Raw genomic sequence first — 17,987 nt, forward strand, 5'->3', positions numbered from 1 at the left:
CGGGTGACCACCCGGCTCACGCCGGGGCTTCGCTGGCCTGCTCCCGCGGTTTCCGTTGCAGCGCCTTGGCGATCGGCTCCACGACGCGGGCGGCGGTGGGGCCGAGGATCGCCATCAGCAGCACGTACGCGGTCGCCAGCGCGGCCAGTTCGCCGTCGACCGCGCCGGCGGTGACTGCGAGACCGGCGATGACGATCGAGAACTCGCCGCGTGCCACCAGAGCCGCTCCCGCGCGGGCGCGGCCGAGCCTGCCGATCCCTTGTCTCCGTGCGGCCCACCAGCCGGTGCCGACCTTGGAGAGCGTGGTGATCACGGCGAGCGCGACGGCCCACCCGAGCACCGGCGGGATCGACGCCGGGTTCGTGTTGAGGCCGAACACCACGAAGAACACGGCCGCGAACAGGTCGCGCAGGGGCTCGAGCAGGCGCGTGGCGTTGTGGGCGGTGGAGCCGGACACGGCGATGCCGAGCAGGAAGGCCCCGACGGCGGCCGAGACCTGCAGCGCCGACGCGATGCCCGCGACGAGCAGCGCCGCACCGAGGATCTTGAGCAGGAACACCTCGCGGTCGTCGCTGTCGACGAGCGCGGAGACGTAGCGGCCGAACTTCAGGGCGATCACCAGGACCACGGTGATCACCAGCAGGGAGATGCCCACGGCCTCGAGACCGCCGAGGAAGCTGACGCCGCCGAGGATCGCCGTGAGGATCGGCAGGTAGAGGGCCATCACCAGGTCTTCGAACACCAGGATCGACAGCACCACGGGCGTTTCGCGGTTGCCCAGCCGGCCGAGGTCACCGAGGAGCTTGGCGACGATCCCGGACGACGAGATGTAGGTGACGCCCGCCATTACGATCGCGCCGATCGGGCCCCAGTCCAGCAGCAACGCGACGGCCACGCCGGGCAGCGCGTTGAGCACGATGTCGACGAGCCCGGCCGTCCACGAGCGGCGCAGGCCCGTGAACAGCTCCGCCGCTGAGTACTCGAGCCCCAGCAGCAGGAGCAGCAGCACGACGCCGATCTCGCTGGCCAGGTGCGTGAAGTCGCCGATGTCGGCGAGCGGGATCAGGCCACCGGAGCCGAAGCACAGGCCGCCGAGCAGGTAGAGCGGGATGGGGGAGAGGCCGATCCGGCCGGCGAGCCTCCCCAGCACGCCCAGCACGAAGAAGACCCCGCCCAGTTCGATCAGGGACAGCGCGGTGTGGGCCATCAGCCTTGCTTGAGGATCTTGGCGGCGGCGTCCAGGCCATCGGACGTCCCGACCGCGACGAGCAGGTCGCCCGCGGTGAAGGTGAAGTCCGGCGCCGGGGACGGGTGCACCTGGCCCGCCCGCGCCACCGCGACCACCGACACGCCGGTGCGGGTGCGCATCGCCGTGTCGCCGAGCGTGCGGCCGTCGAACAGGCCGTCCTCGGCGATCGGCAGCTGCCGGGTGTGGATGCCCGGCAGCTCGCGATGCTCCTCGGTGAGCTGCGCGACCAGCTGCGGCGCGCCGAGGAGGTTCGCGAGCGCACCCGCTTCGTCCGCGGAAAGCGGCAGAGAGGCCAGGCAGGCGTCGGGGTCGTCGGACTTGGAGACGATCAGCTCGATCTTGCCGTCCCGCTGCGTCACGACGCCGATGCGCCGTCCCGCACGGGTGGCGAAGTCCTTGCGGACACCGATTCCGGGCAAGGGGGTCACTTCGACGTTCACACCGGCCACGGTAACCCATTGTCCGTTTCGCGAGGCTCAGGCGAGTTCGCGCAGGACCGTCGCGACGATCATCACGGCCGCCGTCGCGCCGTGCACGCCGAACGCAATCGCCCGGTTTCCCTTGTGCCGCGAGATGATCAGCATGTCGACGATCGGGATGAAGGTCTCCGCGAGCAGGATTCAGCCGAGGACCTGCGGGCCACCTGCCAGCATCGCCGCGCCCGCCACCAGCCCGGACCCGATGTTGCGCGTGCCCTTGATGTGGAAGAACGCCGTCGTGCCGGTGGGATGGTGGCGAGGCCGAAGCCGGCGGCGCTCTTCTCCGGCGCGAGCAGGTAGCTCAGCCCGACGTAGATGATGCCGAGGGCGACGATGCCGGCGGTGACGTAGGCGGTGACGTAGGCGCTGACGATCACTCGGACCTCCGGGAATCTAGCGATAACAGCTAATCCGTCAACACGAGCTTATCTACGCTAGATTATATAGCAGTGCTAGGACCGGGTCCATGGACCGGCGACTGCGCCGGGAAGGCGACCGGACGGAACGGGAGCGGCGGATCGCCGCCGCCGCGCGGGAGCTCGCCGAGGCGGAGGGACTGGGAGGCGGTCACCACGCGCCGGGTCGCGGCGCTCATCGAGTACAGCCAGCCGGTGCTCTACAGCCACTTCGCGAGCAAGGCCGTGATCATGGCGGCCGACGCGCTGGAGGGGTTCGCGGAGTTCACCGAGCACCTGCGCCGCGTGCGGGAAGGCGGAGTCCGCGCGGTGGCCGAGGCCTACGTCGCCTTCGCCGAAGAGAAGCCGGCTCTCTACGACGCGATGTTCACGCTGGCCACCGAGCTGCCGTTCGCCGCGGAGGACACCTCGCCGGTGATGCACGAGGTGTTCGCGGCGCTGCTGGCGGTGATCGAGCCGGTGGCGGACGGCCAGGACCCGGGGCCGCTGACCGAGTTCTGGGGTGCGCTGCACGGCCTCGTCACCCTCGACCGCGGCCGCCGGCTGAGCACGGGGCACTGCCACGACCGCCTGGCTCTGCTCGTCGCGCGCTTCGGGGGCTGACCGCACCCGAGCCGCCTGACCGGGCGGGACGGGCGACGGGCAGAATGAACGCCGATCAACGCAGAGGACGACGCGAGGAGAGTTTCGGTGACGGGAGCCCTACGTGGTGTGGTCGCGCTGGACGGCCCGTCGGGAACCGGCAAGACCACGGTCGCGCGCAAGCTCGCCGACCGGCTCGGCGCGGGCTACCTCGACACCGGCGCGATGTACCGGCTCGTGACGCTCGCGGTGCTGCGGGCGGGCACCGACCCGGCCGACACCGAAGCGGTCGGCCACCTCGCGCACGACGTGCACTTCACCATCGGCACCAGCCCCGACCGCCCCGACGTGCGGCTCGAGGACGAAGACGTGGCCGCCGAGATCCGCGGGCCCGAGGTCACCCAGGCCGTCTCCGCCGTCTCCGCGGTGCCTCAGGTGCGTGAGCTGCTTGTGGCGCGCCAGCGCCGGATCATCGCCGACGTGCTCGCCGACACCGGCGGCATCGTGGTGGAAGGCCGCGACATCGGCACCGTCGTGGCGCCCGAATCGCCGCTCAAGGTCTACCTCACCGCGTCGGCCGACGTGCGGGCCGCGCGGCGCAGCGGCCAGGACACCGCCGCGGGGCGCCGGCTCACCGTCGAGGCCGCGCGCGAGTCCGTCGAGCGCCGCGACCGCCTCGACTCCACGCGCTCGACGTCGCCGCTGCGCGCGGCCGAGGACGCCGTGCCGGTCGACACGTCCGAGCTGACCATCGACCAGGTGATCGTCGCCCTGTCCGAGCTGGCCTGCCGCCGCGGCCTGCTCGACGACTGCCCGGCCGAGGCCGACGCCGGGGTCGAGGTGGCTCCGTGACCGGAGGCGCGCTGCCCGCGGGCGCGAACGGCCTCCTCCACGACGCCGGGCGCATCTTCGCCCGGTACCATCTGCGATCGGCCTTCCGGATTCGCGTGCACGGCCGCGACCGGATGCCCGCCACCGGCCCGGTCGTGGTGATCGCCAACCACAGTTCCATGATCGAGCCGCAGCTGATCTTCGGAATGCTGCCGCGCCGGTCGGCGTTCCTCGTCAAAGCCGAGATGTTCAAAGGCGCCGCCGGGTGGTTCCTGAGGGCGATCGGCCAGATCCCGCTCAAGCGGGGCGAGATCGACCGCAAGCCGCTGATGACGGCCGTCGGGGTGCTCAAGGCCGGCGGGGTCGTCGGCATCTTCCCCGAGGGCACGCGCGGGGCCGGCGACGTCGGTGCGGCCGAGCGGGGCGCGGCCTGGCTCGTGCGCTCCGCCGGGGCGACCGTGCTGCCGGTCGCGACGCGGGGCACGCTCAAACCCGCGGCGGGGAAGCGGCGGTGGCGACCGAGGGTGGACATCCTCGTGGGCGAGCCGTTCGCGCCGGCGGTCGGCCCAGGCCGGCGCGGCCTGGAAGAGGGCACCGAAGAGCTGCGCCTGCGGCTCGCGGAGCTCGTGAAGACTTTGGACGAGTGGCGTGCGGAGAATCGGCTCTCCGGCGCCGTAGGTGGAATGGGAAACGATGACAGGGTTTGAATCCTCGGTCGAAGGCGTGGGCGAGGTCGACGGGACCTGGTCCGACGAGACCGAGTTCGCCGCGCTCGACGCGCAGATCGAGGCCGAGGGCGCCGCCGAGGAGGCGAACCTCGCGCAGCCGGTGCTGGCCGTGGTCGGCCGCCCCAACGTGGGCAAGTCCACGCTGGTCAACCGCATCCTCGGCCGGCGCGAGGCCGTGGTGCAGGACGTGCCGGGGGTGACGCGCGACCGCGTCTCCTACGACGCGTACTGGGGTGGCCGGCGCTTCACGCTGGTCGACACCGGCGGCTGGGAGCCCGACGCGACGGGCCTGCAGGCCGCCGTTGCCGCGCAGGCCGAGATGGCGATGCAGACGGCCGACGCCGTGCTCCTCGTGATCGACGCGACCGTGGGTGCGACCGCGACCGACGAGGCCGTGGCCCGGGTGCTGCGCCGCTCGAAGAAGCCGGTGCTGCTCGCCGCCAACAAGGTGGACGACGACCGGCTGCTGGCCGACACCGCTTCGCTGTGGTCGCTCGGCCTGGGTGAACCGCGCCCGGTCAGCGCGCTGCACGGCCGCAGCTCGGGTGACCTGCTCGACGCGATCATCGAGGCCCTGCCCTCGGCGCCGCGGGAGAGCGGTACCGTGACCGCCGGCCCGCGGCGGGTGGCGCTCGTCGGCAAGCCCAACGTGGGCAAGTCGAGCCTGCTCAACAAGCTCTCGGGCGAGCAGCGTTCGGTGGTCGACGCGGTCGCCGGCACCACCGTCGACCCGGTCGACTCGCTGGTGGAACTCGACGGCGAGGTCTGGCGGTTCGTGGACACCGCGGGCCTGCGCAAGCGCGTGAACTCCGCCAACGGCGCGGAGTACTACGCCTCGCTGCGCACCAAGACGGCGATCGACGCGGCCGAGGTCGCGATCGTGATGCTCGACGCCGCCGAACCACTGTCCGAACAGGACCTGCGGGTGCTGACGATGGTCGTCGAGGCGGGCCGTGCCTGTGTGCTGGCCTTCAACAAATGGGACCTGGTGGACGAAGACCGCCGCCACGCGATGGTGCGCGAACTCGACCGTGGTCTGGTCCGCGTGCCGTGGGCGGAGAAGGTGAACATCTCCGCCCTCACCGGCCGTTCCGTGCGCAAGCTTGCGCCCGCGCTGCGCACCGCGCTCAAGTCGTGGGACCAGCGCGTGCCCACCGGTCAGCTCAACGGGTGGCTCTCCGACCTCATCGCGGCGACCCCGCCGCCGGTGCGCGGTGGCAAGCAGCCGAAGGTGCTCTTCGCCACGCAGGCCGGCATCCGCCCGCCGACGCTGGTGCTGTTCACGACCGGCTTCCTGGAGGCCGGTTACCGGCGGTTCATCGAGCGCAAGTTCCGCGAGCAGTTCGGCTTCGAAGGCAGCCCCGTGCGGGTGAACGTGCGGGTGCGGGAGAAGAAGGCGAAGCCGAAGGTCGGCGGCAAGGCGGCGCGGGGCCGCTGACTTCGGCTGGCACCGTATTCCGGCCAAGATCACTGGCGCACCAACGGTGCGGTTCGAACAACACCGCGGTTCGAACAACACCGCGGTTCGAACAACACCGCGGTTCGAACAACACCGCGGTTCGAACAACACCGCGGTTCGAACAACACCGCGGTTCGAACAACACCGCGGTTCGAACAACACCGCGGTTCGAACAACACCGCGGTTCGAACAACACCGCGCAGACGCGCCGGGAACGCCGTTTCCCGGCGCGTTTTTCACGTCGGGATCAGGCCGCTGCACACGGTGACGTCCGGCACTCGGCTGTGACCCTTGCGCTATCTGGTGTTCATCTTGGCGTATCGTCGAGGGCCGCAACGGGCGCCTCATTCGGAGAGCCGGCCCGAATGACGCTCGCGGAAGGTGAGTGATGGGCTTGCACGCCCGTGGTACATCCCTGCACGTCCGGTTCCGCAAGCCCACGGTCACGCACCGTGACGAGGTGGTCCGGTGACCCTCACCGCGGACCACGCCGGGAGCACCACCACCGACGACGCCGGCGCCCTAGTGGCGTGCGTCGCCGAGGTGAGCCACGCCCCGTCTCCGACCCCGGTCGCCGACCGCGCCCTCTTCTGGTCCGGCCTCGGCGCGAGCGAGCGCACGCTCCTGCAGGTGCTCGCCGAAACGGCCGAGCGCCACCCCAACGCCGCCGCCGTCGACGACGGCACCACCACCCTGACCTACCGCCGCCTGCTCGAAGAGATCGACGCCTACGCCCGCCGCCTGCGGGCCCACGGGGTCGGCCTCGGCGACCGCGTCGGTGTGCGCATCTCCTCCGGCACGGCCGAGCTGTACGTCGCGATCCTCGCCACCCTGTCCGTCGGCGCCGCCTACGTGCCGGTCGACGCGGACGATCCGAACGAGCGTGCCGAGCTGGTGTTCGGCGAAGCCGGCGTAGCCGCCGTCGCGACCGACGGCACCATCTCCGTCACCGGGGCCCCTGGCGGTCGGGAAGGCAGGCCCGGACCGGCCGACGACGCCTGGATCATCTTCACCTCCGGCTCCACCGGCAAGCCCAAGGGCGTCGCTGTCACGCACGCCTCGGCCGCGGCCTTCGTCGACGCCGAGGCGCAGCTGTTCCTCACCGACGAGCCCGTCGGCCCCGGCGACCGCGTGCTCGCGGGCCTGAGCGTCGCGTTCGACGCCTCCTGCGAGGAGATGTGGCTCGCGTGGCGGCACGGCGCCTGCCTGGTGCCCGCGCCGCGCGCGCTGGTGCGCACCGGCGTCGACCTGGGCCCGTGGCTGATCGCGCAGCGCATCACCGTCGTGTCCACTGTGCCGACGCTCGCCGCGCTGTGGCCGGCCGACGCGCTCGAGGACGTGCGCCTGCTGATCTTCGGCGGCGAGGCGTGCCCGCCGGAGCTGGCCGAGCGCGTGGCCGTCGAAGGTCGCGAGGTGTGGAACACCTACGGCCCCACCGAGGCCACCGTCGTCGCCTGCGCCGCCCAGCTGACGGGGGAGGGGCCGGTGCGCATCGGCCTGCCGCTCGCGGGCTGGCAGCTGGCTGTGGTCAACGAGGCGGGCGAGCCGGTCCCCATGGGCGAGACCGGTGAACTCGTGATCGGCGGCGTCGGCCTGGCGCGCTACCTCGACGCCGAGAAGGACGCGCAGAAGTTCGCACCGCTGCCCGCTCTGGGCTGGCAGCGCGCCTACCGCAGCGGCGACCTGGTCCGCGCCGAAGCCGAGGGCCTGCTGTTCCTCGGCCGGCTCGACGAGCAGGTCAAGCTCGGGGGCCGGCGCATCGAGCTCGGTGAGGTCGACGCCGCGCTGCGGGCGCTGCCCGGTGTACAGGGAGCGGCCGCCGCGATCCGCCGCACCAGGGCGGGCAACCAGGTCCTGGTCGGCTACGTCGTGCCGAGCGCCGGCAGCGAGTTCGCGGCCGACCGCGCCGCGACCCGGCTGCGCGAGCAGCTCCCGGCCGCGCTGGTGCCGTTGCTCGCGGTGATCGACGACCTGCCCACGCGCACGTCGGGCAAGGTCGACCGCGCCGCGCTGCCCTGGCCTCTGTCCACTGTGGACGCAAATGAGGCGGGCCTGTCCGCCACCGAGGCGTGGCTGGCCGAAGGCTGGTCGGAGATCCTCGGCGTGACCGCGGCGGACCCGAAGGCCGACTTCTTCACCCACGGCGGCGGCAGCCTCACGGCCGCGCAGCTCATCGCGCGCATCCGCACGCGCCACCCCGAGGTGTCGGTCACCGACATCTACACGCACCCGAAGCTCGGGGCGCTCGCGTCGATGCTCGACGCGCTCAGCGGCGCGGAGACCGAGCGCCGTGACGTCAAGCCCACGCCGCGGCGCGCGGGTGTGCTCCAGACCCTGCTGATGGTCCCGCTCATGGGCCTCGTCGGCCTGCGCTGGGCGACGCTCGCCGCGGCGCTGTCGAACGTGCTGGCGCTGCTCGGGTTCGCCTGGGCGCCGACGCTGAACTGGGGCTGGGTCGCGCTCGCGTGGCTGGTGCTGTTCAGCCCGGCCGGTCGCATCGCGATCGCGGCCGGCGGCGCGCGCGTGCTGCTCTCGGGGGTGCTGCCCGGCAGCTACCCGCGCGGTGGCAGCGTGCACCTTCGCTTGTGGACTGCGGAGAAGCTCGCCGAGTTCAGCGGCGCCGACAGCATCGCGGGCGCGTCGTGGATGACGACGTATGCGAAGGCGCTCGGCGCCCGCGTGGGCAAGGACGTGGACCTGCACTCGCCGCCGCCAGTCACCGGTTTCCTCAAGCTGGGCCGTGGCGCCGCCGTCGAGCCCGAGGTGGACCTGTCCGGCCACTGGGTCGACGGCGACCTCGTGCACATCGGCAAGATCCGCATCGGCGCGGAAGCCCGCGTCGGTTCGCGCAGCACGCTGTTCCCCGGTGCCCGCATCGGCAAGGGCGCGGAGATCGCCGCCGGGTCGGCCGTGCGTGGCGCCGTGCCGGCCGGGCAGCGCTGGGCGGGCTCGCCCGCCGTCCGCGCGGGCAAAGACGCGAAGGACGCGCTGAAGTGGCCGTCGAGCCGCCCGCCGCGTTCGCGGTTCTGGGCGACCGTCTACGGCGCGACGTCGCTCGTGCTCGGCTTCCTGCCCGGGCTGGCGGCGCTACCGGGCGTGGCGGTGCTGGGCTACGCGATCTGGGGCTCGCCGAACCTGGTCGATGCCGCCAAGAGCGCACTGGCCTTCACCCCGGTCGCGACCGTGGCCTACTTCCTCACCTACGCGCTGCTGGTGCTCGCCGGCGTGCGCTTGCTGGGCGTGCGCCTGGTCGAGGGATACCACCCGGTGCACGGCCGCGTCGCGTGGCAGGTGTGGGCGACCGAACGGCTCATGGGCATGGCCCGCGAAGGCTTGTTCCCCTTGTACGCCAGCCTGTTCACGCCGGTGTGGCTGCGGCTGCTCGGCGCGAAGGTGGGCCGGGGCGTCGAAGCTTCGACCGTGCTCGCACTGCCGAAGATGACCAAGGTCGACAGCGGCGCGTTCCTCGCCGACGACACGATGGTCGCGACCTACGAGCTCGGGCACGGCTGGCTGCACGTCGCACCCGCGCGGATCGGCAAGCAGGCGTTCCTCGGCAACTCCGGCATGACCGCGCCGGGCCGGTCGGTGCCGAAACGCGGTCTCGTGGGCGTGCTGTCCTCGACGCCGGCGAAGGCCAAGAAGGGCTCGTCCTACCTCGGCATGCCGCCGCTGCCCGTGCGCCGCGCGATCGGTGAGGCCGACACGAGCCGCACCTACACGCCGGCGCTGCACCTCAAAGCCGCGCGCGCGTTCGTGGAGCTGTGCCGGATCGTGCCGGTGATGTGCGGGGTCGCCCTCACGGCCGGCGTCGCGTTCGGCCTGCTGGCGATCGCGCGGCAGGCCGGTTTCCTGATCGCCGCGCTGCTGGCCGGGCCGGTGCTGCTGGCCGCCGGGACCGTCGCGGCGCTCACCGCGACCGTGGTGAAGTGGCTGCTGGTCGGGAAGTTCCGCGAGATCGACCACCCGTTGTGGAGCTCGTTCGTGTGGCGCAACGAGCTGGCCGACACGTTCGTCGAGGCGCTCGCCGTGCCGTGGCTGATCGGTTCGATCGGCGGCACGCCGCTGCTCACGAGCTGGCTGCGCACCATGGGCGTGAAGATCGGCCGCGGGGTGTGGCTCGAGACGTACTGGCTGCCCGAGGCGGACCTCGTGCGCCTCGGCGACGGTGCGACGATCAACCGTGGCTGCGTGGTCCAGACCCATCTCTTCCACGACCGGATCATGAGCATGTCCCGTGTGGAACTCGGCGAGGGCGCGACGCTGGGCCCGCACGGCATCGTGCTGCCGGGCGCGAGCATCGGCGCCCGCACGACCGTGGGCCCGGGTTCGCTGGTCACGCGCGGCGACGCGGTGCCCGCCGACACGCGCTGGCTCGGCAACCCGATCTCGGCCTGGCGTCGGTGAGCCCGTAACCGTTGCGGCGGCCGGAGATCCGCGCGATATTTCCGGGAGAAGACGACCACACCGAAAGCGGGGTTCTGCGCGCGTGACCTCCTCGAAGGCTGCCGTGCCGGCACCCGGCGCGGAAACCTCCGGAGACTCGTACCTGCCCGGCCACGGCAACGGTGGCTACCACGTCCGGCACTACGACCTCGACCTCGACTACCGCGTCGCCCCCAACCGGCTGTCCGGTACCGCGGTGCTCACCTGCGTCGCGACGCAGGCGCTGTCGCGGTTCACGCTCGACCTCGGCGAGTTCCGCGTCTCCCGGGTGCTCGTGGACGGCAAGCCGGCGAAGTTCGCGCGGCGGGCGCTGAAGCTGCAGGTGAAGCCGGCCAAGTCCGTGCCCGCGGGCACGGAGTTCCAGGTCGAGGTGCGCTATGTCGGCAACCCACGGCCGGTGCCCAGCCGGTGGGGCGACATCGGCTGGGACGAGCTCACCGACGGCGCACTCGTAGCGAGCCAGCCGATCGGCGCGCCGTCGTGGTTCCCGTGCAACGACCACCCGGCGGACAAGGCGAGCTACCGCGTGGCGGTGAGTACGTCGTCGACCTACCTGGTGGCGGTGACGGGGAATCTCGTGTCGCGCACCCAGTCGGCCAGCACGGCGCAGTGGGTGTTCGAGCGGCCGGAGCCGACGGCGACGTACTTGATGAGCGTGCAGATCGGGCGCTACGACGACGTCGAGCTCGTGGCCGGCGCCGGCGCGGGCTGGTTGTCGCACCCCGAGGCGCGTTCGTTCCGGCTGCGCCTGGGGTTCGGCCGCGGCAATGGTGTCGAGTCCGTGGCGACGACCGTGCCACAGCGGGCGGCGGTGCCGCCGCGGCTGCGCAAGGCGTTCGCGCGGGACTTCGGCCGCCAGGGCCGGATGATGGACGCGCTGCAGCGCTGGTACGGGCCGTACCCGTTCGGCGAGTACGTGGTGGTCGTGACCGACGACGAGCTCGACGACCCCATCGAAGCGCAGGGCATGGCGATCTTCGGTGCCAACCACGTGGACGGCAAGCGCACTTACGAGCGGCTCGTGGTGCACGAACTCGCGCACCAGTGGTTCGGCAACAGCCTCACGGTCGCCGACTGGCGCCACATCTGGCTCAACGAGGGCTTCGCGACCTACACCGAGTGGCTGTGGTCCGAGGAGGCCGGCGGTGAGCCGGCGGCCGCGTTCGCCCGCTGGTGGCACGCGCGGATCAAGACCAAGCCGGCCGATGTGCGGATCAGCGACCCGGGCGTGGGGCGGATGTTCGACGAGCGCGTGTACAAGCGCGGCGCGCTCACGCTGCACGCGTTGCGCGGCGAGATCGGCGACGCGGCCTTCTTCGCGCTGGTGAAGGCCTGGGCCGCGGAGCGCCGGCACGCGACGGTGAGCACGGAGCAGTTCGTGACGGCCGCGGAGGCGTTCGCGGGGCGTTCGCTGCGGGAGTTCTTCACGGGATGGCTGGAGACTCCGGCGCTGCCCCCGCTGTGACCGGTTCCGCCGGAGGCCCGCGGCGGGCACAATGGCGGCCTGACGAAGGGGGCGTCCATGACGTGGCCGGGTCCACCGCGACGAGGTGGGACAACGTGGGTCTGGGTCCTCGCGGCCGTGGTGGTGCTCGTCACGGCCTTCGGGATCACCGCGTTCGTGACGCCGGGGTTCCTCCGGCCCGCCGCCTCCGTGTCGGGTCTCGGACAGCTCGTGCGGGGCGCGCACGGGATCACTCCACCGGCCACGCCGCCGGCCACGAGCGAAGGCCCGCCGGTGTCCATCCCGTCGGCGCGCACACCCGAGCCGCACCGGACGCAGGCGCTGGCGGACCCGTCGGACTGCAGCTACCCGCCCGACCCGGCCGCTGCCGCGGGCAAGACCGCCACTCCGCCGGCCGCCGGGCCGGAGCCCGCGAGCGGCACCGTCGGCGTCGACCTGCGCACCACAGCCGGCGACATCGGGCTGACGCTCGACCGCGCGCTCGCGCCGTGCACGGTGGCGAGCTTCGTGGCGCTGGCGAAGCAGGGCTTCTACACCGGCACCAGCTGCCATCGGCTCGGCACGACCGACCTGCAGATGCTGCAGTGCGGCGACCCGCTGGGCGACGGCACGGGCGGGCCCGGCTACACCGTGCCGGACGAGTTCTTCCCGGAGCTGACCTACGGCCGCGGCCTTGTCGCGCTCGCCAACACCGGCCAGCCCGGCTCCGGCGGCAGCCAGTTCTTCATGATGTTCGGCGACACCCCGATCCCACCGTCGTACACCGTCTTCGGCACCATTTCCGACGCCGGCTTGGCGGTCCTGGACAAGATCGCGCGCGGCGGCGTGGACACCTCGGGCCCAGGCGCCTACGGCGACGGCACCGGCCCGCCGAACATCCCGGTCGACTTCACCGCGGTGTTCGTTCAGAGCTGACCACTCGGCGTCACCGGGTCCGTCACGCATCCGGCGGCTGCGGCGCCGGCGCGCGGCGCGGCAGGCTCGCCGGATGGCAAACCGGCTCCGGCAACGGCAGGTCAACCAGGCGCTCATGGGTATTCCGAGACGCGCGGAGTCCTCGGACCGGGTCACGCTGACGCGGACGTTCGTGGCCGCGGGCTCGTTCTCGGCGATGCTGCACTCCAGCGACCACCAGGTCCTCTACGGCCGCCGCGGCGCGGGCAAGACCCACGCGTTGCTGCACCTGAGCGACCTCGTCGACCGTGCCGGCGACGTCGCGGTGTACCTCGACCTGCGCACGCTCGGCAGCGCGGGCGGCCTGTACTCCGACAGCGGGCTCCCCGCGGCCGTGCAGGGTACCCAGCTGCTCGTCGACACGATCGAAGCGGTGCACGAAGAACTGCTCGCGGTGGCCGTCGAACGCGAGCTGGGCGACCCGGACACTCTGCTGCCTGCGCTCGACGCGCTCGCCGAGGCGGCCACGGCCGTGGAAGTGGTGGGGGAAGTGGAGCGCGAGACGAAGGCGAGCTCCGCCGAAGAGGTGACTCACGGGCTCGAGCTCGGCCTGCCGCCCACGGCGCGGGTGTCGGTGGGGCACAGGCGTTCTGCCACTGGGGAGAGCCGGCTGCGGCGTTCGGGAACGGAGCGTCACCGGGTGGTGTTCGGCCCGCTCGGGCGCGCGCTGCGCGCCGTGACGCGGGCGCTGACGGGCCGGCGGATGTGGCTGCTGCTGGACGAGTGGAGCTCGCTGCCGCGGCAGTTGCAGCCGTTGCTCGCCGACCTGCTGCGCCGTAGCTTCTTGCCCACACCGGGGATCACGGTGAAGATCGCGGCCATCGAACGCCGGTCGCGGTTCCGGGCCGGGCTCGCCGACGGTGATCACCTGGGTATCGAAGTCGGGGCGGACGCGGCGTCGGCCGTGAGCCTCGACGACCTCATGATCCTCGACGACGCCCGCACGCGCGCCCAGGAGTTCTTCGCGCAGCTGTTCTTCAACCACGCCGCCGCGCGGCTGGTGGCGATGCTGCCGTCGCCGCCGGGCGACGCGGCCGCGTTCGTCGCGGAAGCCTTTCGCGGCAGTGCGTTCGGCGAGCTCGTGCGCGCGGCCGAAGGCGTGCCGCGCGACGCGATCAACATCGCGGCGTTGTCGGCCCAGCACGCGCACGACCAGCCCATCGGCGTGCGCGACGTGCGCCTCGCCGCGCGGGACTGGTTCCTGCGTGACAAGCAGAGCGCCATCTCCGGCGACGAAGCCGCGACCGCCTTGCTGCGGAAGCTGGTCGACGAGGTCGTCGGACGGCGCCGCTCCCGCACGTTCCTGCTCGACCGCGCACCCGGTCCGCGCCACGAGCTCATCGCGGACCTCTACGACGCGCGGCTGCTCCACGTCCTGCGCCGCGGCTTGGCCGACCAGCACCGCCCCGGGACGTTGTACGACGGGTTCGCCATCGACTACGGCTGCTACGTGGCCTTGCTGCTGGGCGAGGACTCCCGCCGGCCGCGCGGGTCGTGGCTGACGCTGCCGAAGGGCGTGCCACCGGACGGATTCTGCCTGGCGCGCGAAGCGGTGGATCTGGACCGGCTGTGAAAGAAGTCCGCCCGTGGGGCCGGGAAAGGCCGGCTCCACGGGCGGACACACGGGGAGACCGCTCAGGCGCGGGCAAGCACCGCCTTCAGCGCGGCGAGCAGCTTCACCGTGGCCTCGGGCTCCGGCGCCGCCGTCTTGTGGCGCCAGGCGATGTAGCCGTCGGGGCGGACGAGCAGGGCGCCGGCTTCGTCGATCTCGCTGGTGCGGGTCCAGTCGCCGTAGGAGTCGCGCGCGCCGTCGGCGCCGACGGTCACCACGCGCAGGTCCAGGCCGAGCTCGGCGGCGGCCTTCTCGGCCGCCACGCGCCACGCGGCGCCCGAGAGCCCGGTGACCACGGTGAACTTGCCGTGGCCCACCAGGTCCAAAGTGGACTCCCGGCGGCCGTGGGCGCCGACGAGCCACACGTGCGGGATCTTCGCGCCCGGTGTGGTCGTCGCGTGGTGGAACAGCTCCGCGTCGCGGCCGTCGGGCGCCGGGGCGGCGCCGTCGGGGAGCACGGCGGTGGAGGTGTAGCGCTGGTCGAGCTCGACGCCGTGAGCGTTGAACTCGTAGTTCTTCAGCTCGATCGCCTTCTCCAGCTGCCGCCGCCGGCGCGCGCCGTCCTCGGTGGCGGCCTCGCAGGCGGCCAGACCGGCCGCGATGCCGTCGGAGTCGGTGTCGCCCGCGATCCCGAGGGTTTCGAAGATCGGGCCGAACTGGTCGCGCGAGAGGTTCGCGCGGTCCACGATCTGCTTGCCCACCGGGGCCCGCTCGGCGGAGTACGTCTCCAGCAGCCCCTCGCCGGCTTCGCCGCGCACGACCATCGCGAGCTTCCACGCGAGGTTGAACGAGTCCTGGATGGACGTGTTGGATCCCAGGCCGTTCGACGGCGGGTGCCGGTGTACCGCGTCGCCGGCGCAGAACACGCGGCCGCTCGAGTACTGCGTGGCGTAGGAGTGGTTGACCGTCCACAGTGACGTCGAGGTGATCTCCACCTCGAGCTCGGGATCGCCGATCAGGTCGCGCACGATCCGCGTGGCCTCGGCGACGTCGACCTCCGGCGGATCACCGGCGATGTCGTAGCCCCACACGAGCAGCCACTCGTTCCACGGCCGCACCATGCGCACCAGGCCCATGCCGATGCCGCCCATGTGCGCGCCCGGCCGCATGACCCAGTACAGGACGCTCGGGCGGTGCGCGACGTACTTCGCGAGGTCGGCCTTGAACGTGATGTTCATCGAGCCTGCCTTGCCGGTCTCGCCGGCGATCGGCAGCCCGGCCTGCTCCGCGACGCGGCTGCGGGCCCCGTCGGCACCGATCAGGTACCGCGCCCGCAGCGTGAACTCGTCGCCGCGCACGCGGTCGAAGAAGCGAGCGGTGACGCCGTCGGCGTCCTGGGCGTAGTCGAGGAACTCGGTGTCCAGCCGCAGCTTCGCGCCGCGCTGGGCGGCGTTGGAGACCAGGATCGGCTCGAGGTAGGTCTGCGGCAGGTCGATCATGTGGCAGGGGCTCGCAGCGCCGTACTCGGTCGCCGAGCGGTCCCCGGTGCCCCAGCTGGCGATGCGGCCGATCTCGTTGCCCGCCAGCGAGGTGCAGAGCACCGTGTCGCCCATCAGCTCGGGCGGCGTGCCCTGCGCCAGCGCCTGCTCCTCGACGCCGAGGTCACGCAGGACCTCCATGCCGCGCTGGTTGGTGATGTGGGCCCGCGGCGTGTTGGCCGTCCAGCCGTACTTGGTGGCCAGGACCGTGCGCACACCGTAGGTCGCCAGTGCCAGCGCGGCCGAACCGCCCGCCGGCCCGCTGCCGACCACGATCACGTCGGTATCGAACTCGCTCATGGTGGGATTCCTCGTCAGTGCTCGGGAGCGGGAGAGATGCGGAAGGTGAAGTCGAGCCGGCGCCAGTGGGCGGGCTCGCGGCCGTCGGGCGCGGCGCCGGACTGCTCGGCGAAGTCCACGATCAGGCCGTCCTTGACGCCGAACACCGTATCGGAGTCGAGGTAGTCCCCGCCCTTGACGAACAGCTGCGTCACCAGCGTCCGGTAGCCGGGCTTCGCGATCATGAAATGCACGTGGGGCGCGCGGTAGGGGTGCCGGCCGACCGAGTCGAGCATCTGCCCGACCGGTCCGTCGGCCGGGATCGGGTAGGCCGAGGGCACGATCGTCCAGAACCGCAGCCGGCCTTCGGCGTCGGTGCGGAAGCGGGCCCGCAGCACCGGCCCGTCGACGTCGGGCAGCTGCACGTCGTATAAACCGTCCTCATTGGACTGCCACACGTCGACGACCGCATCGGCCACCGGGGTGCCGTCCGGCTCGGTCACCCGCACGTCGGTCCACAGCGGAGTGCCGGGCAGCCCCTCGGCGAGGTCCGCGCCCTGCGCCGTCTCCGGCGGGCCCTGCACGTAGAACGGGCCGAGCACCGCGGATGGCGTGGTGTCGGGTGTGCGCGAGTTGGTGAGCACGTCGACCACACTAGACACCCCGAGGGTGTCGGACAGCAGGATGAACTCCTGGCGCTTGTCGTCGGTGATGTGCCCGGCGCGCGTCAGGAACTCGATCGCGAACTCCCACTCCTGCTGCGTGAGATCCGTGCGCACCACGTAGGAGTGCAGTGTGCGCACCAGGTCCTGCAGCAGCTCCCGCAGCCGCGGACTGGGTGTCGAGGAGAAGCTGTCCACGACTTCCTGGGTCAGGGCCCGCAGGTCCGGCTTGGTGCCTTCGGCCGGCGCCGGGCGGGTGCCGGCCCAGGCCTGGCGCAACAGGTCTTCAATGCCCTCGCGGGTGATCTCGCGCGGGTTCGGGTACGGCTTGGCCGAGGCGATCTCGGCGGCTTTCGCGATGTCGGCTTCGGCGAAGCCCAGCTCGCCCAGCGAGTGCGGCACCGGAAGGTTCGCGATGAGGTCGTACACACCGGTCGCGGCGTCGGGCGCGCCCAGCGCCTCCGCGATCCGTCGCATGGCCTCGGGGGCACCCGGGGCGTTGTAGGCCATGGCGTAGGGCAGCACGACGGTGTGGGTCTCCGAATGCGGCAGGCCGAAGCTGCCGCCGAGCGTGTGGCACAGCTTGTGGTGCAGCGCCATGCCGACCGAGCCGAGGCAGGTGCCGGCGAGCCACGCGGCACGCAGGGCCTCGCCGCGGGCGTCCACATCGGACGCGTCGGCGGCGATGCGCGGTAGCGCGGAGGCCAGCAGGCGGATCGCCTCGAGCGCGAACTGGTCGACGATCGGGTTGGCGTCGGGCGAGTACAGCGCCTCCACCGCGTGCGCCATCGCGTTGATCCCGCTCGTGAGCGACACCTCGACGGGCAGCTTCAGGGTCAGGTCGACGTCGTACACGACGACCTCGGGCAGCACCTTCGGCGTGGTCTGCGTGGTCTTGCGCCCCTCGGCCGTCTCGCCGATCACGGGCGTCATCTCCGACCCGGCGTAGGTGGTCGGCACGATGATCTGCGGCAGGTCCGTGCGCAGCGCGAGAGCCTTGGCGAGCCCGGTCGTCGAACCGCCGCCGATGGCGAGCACGCAGTCGACGTCGTTCTCGGTCACGACCTTGAGCGCGCGCTCGGTCACGTCCACGGGCGTGTGCATCGCGGCGTCGTCGAACCGGGCGGCCAGCAGCGGGCCGAGCGCGTCGGCGACGCGGCCCACGGGTCCGGCCAGGGGCGGGCTGCCGAGCAGCAGGACGCGGGCGGCGCCGAGCCGGCGCACCTCGTCCGGCAGGGTGGCGACGGTGCCGCTGCCGAACACGACCCGGGCCGGGTTGGCGGTGTAGCTGAACATCGTTGGTCCTTCCACGCGGGTGCCTCGAGTATCCGGACGACGCCGGCCGGT

The 17,987-nt window shown here is 72.3% G+C and carries 13 protein-coding genes and 1 pseudogene; 8 read left to right on the forward strand and 6 right to left on the reverse strand.

All coding sequences use genetic code 11. The features are described from left to right. Positions 1-16: 16 nt before the first annotated feature. From I6J71_RS15040 to I6J71_RS15050, 4 genes are read right to left on the reverse strand one after another with little or no spacing between them, the layout of a single operon-like run. Positions 17-1,207: a cation:proton antiporter gene (locus tag I6J71_RS15040; protein WP_204095279.1), complete on the reverse strand. Its 1,191-nt coding sequence runs from the start codon at positions 1,205-1,207 to the stop codon at positions 17-19. Beyond that, positions 1,207-1,689, reverse strand: coding sequence for a cation:proton antiporter regulatory subunit (locus tag I6J71_RS15045; protein ID WP_204095280.1), 483 nt, complete (start codon positions 1,687-1,689; stop codon positions 1,207-1,209). The genes I6J71_RS15040 and I6J71_RS15045 overlap by 1 nt, the downstream gene beginning before the upstream one ends. Positions 1,690-1,725: 36 nt before the next feature. Then, the gene (locus tag I6J71_RS50720) at positions 1,726-1,833 is read right to left on the reverse strand and encodes a hypothetical protein (RefSeq protein ID WP_370542142.1); all 108 of its coding nucleotides are present in this window, start codon (positions 1,831-1,833) and stop codon (positions 1,726-1,728) included. Continuing rightward, positions 1,827-2,105: a hypothetical protein gene (locus tag I6J71_RS15050; protein ID WP_239154826.1), complete on the reverse strand. Its 279-nt coding sequence runs from the start codon at positions 2,103-2,105 to the stop codon at positions 1,827-1,829. The genes I6J71_RS50720 and I6J71_RS15050 overlap by 7 nt, the downstream gene beginning before the upstream one ends. An 89-nt stretch (positions 2,106-2,194) precedes the next feature. On the opposite strand from I6J71_RS15050, the pseudogene I6J71_RS15055 reads away from it, so the two are divergent. The 8 genes and pseudogenes from I6J71_RS15055 to I6J71_RS15090 all read left to right on the forward strand — a co-directional run bounded on the left by I6J71_RS15055 (position 2,195) and on the right by I6J71_RS15090 (position 14,182). Beyond that, positions 2,195-2,747, forward strand: a pseudogene (locus I6J71_RS15055) (WHG domain-containing protein). Between the two features lie 108 nt (positions 2,748-2,855). Beyond that, on the forward strand, positions 2,856-3,578 hold the full coding sequence (cmk, locus tag I6J71_RS15060; protein ID WP_204097062.1) for a (d)CMP kinase: 723 nt from the start codon (positions 2,856-2,858) through the stop codon (positions 3,576-3,578). Further along, on the forward strand, positions 3,575-4,264 hold the full coding sequence (locus I6J71_RS15065) for a 1-acyl-sn-glycerol-3-phosphate acyltransferase (protein WP_204095281.1): 690 nt from the start codon (positions 3,575-3,577) through the stop codon (positions 4,262-4,264). The genes cmk and I6J71_RS15065 overlap by 4 nt, the downstream gene beginning before the upstream one ends. Next, positions 4,251-5,723, forward strand: coding sequence for a ribosome biogenesis GTPase Der (gene der / locus I6J71_RS15070; protein ID WP_204095282.1), 1,473 nt, complete (start codon positions 4,251-4,253; stop codon positions 5,721-5,723). The genes I6J71_RS15065 and der overlap by 14 nt, the downstream gene beginning before the upstream one ends. 489 nt (positions 5,724-6,212) lie before the next feature. Continuing rightward, a complete protein-coding gene (locus tag I6J71_RS15075) occupies positions 6,213-10,151 on the forward strand; it encodes a Pls/PosA family non-ribosomal peptide synthetase (RefSeq protein ID WP_370542143.1) in 3,939 nt (1,312 codons plus the stop codon). A gap of 82 nt (positions 10,152-10,233) precedes the next feature. After that, positions 10,234-11,655: a M1 family metallopeptidase gene (locus tag I6J71_RS15080; RefSeq protein ID WP_204095283.1), complete on the forward strand. Its 1,422-nt coding sequence runs from the start codon at positions 10,234-10,236 to the stop codon at positions 11,653-11,655. A gap of 57 nt (positions 11,656-11,712) precedes the next feature. Then, positions 11,713-12,570 carry a peptidylprolyl isomerase gene (locus tag I6J71_RS15085; RefSeq protein ID WP_204095284.1) on the forward strand — a complete coding sequence of 286 codons (858 nt, stop codon included), beginning with the start codon at positions 11,713-11,715 and terminating at the stop codon, positions 12,568-12,570. 73 nt (positions 12,571-12,643) lie between these two features. Continuing rightward, on the forward strand, positions 12,644-14,182 hold the full coding sequence (locus I6J71_RS15090; RefSeq protein WP_204095285.1) for a hypothetical protein: 1,539 nt from the start codon (positions 12,644-12,646) through the stop codon (positions 14,180-14,182). 62 nt (positions 14,183-14,244) lie between these two features. Here the strand turns inward: I6J71_RS15090 and I6J71_RS15095 are convergent, their stop codons facing one another. Further along, positions 14,245-15,999, reverse strand: coding sequence for an FAD-dependent monooxygenase (locus I6J71_RS15095; RefSeq protein WP_204095286.1), 1,755 nt, complete (start codon positions 15,997-15,999; stop codon positions 14,245-14,247). Between the two features lie 14 nt (positions 16,000-16,013). Continuing rightward, complete coding sequence (locus tag I6J71_RS15100; protein ID WP_204095287.1) at positions 16,014-17,936, reverse strand: maleylacetate reductase and hydroxyquinol 1,2-dioxygenase domain-containing protein; 1,923 nt, start codon at positions 17,934-17,936, stop codon at positions 16,014-16,016. Between the last annotated feature and the right edge of the window lie 51 nt (positions 17,937-17,987).

Origin of the sequence: Amycolatopsis sp. FDAARGOS 1241, assembly GCF_016889705.1 — a bacterium.
Classification (GTDB): Bacteria; Actinomycetota; Actinomycetes; order Mycobacteriales; family Pseudonocardiaceae; genus Amycolatopsis.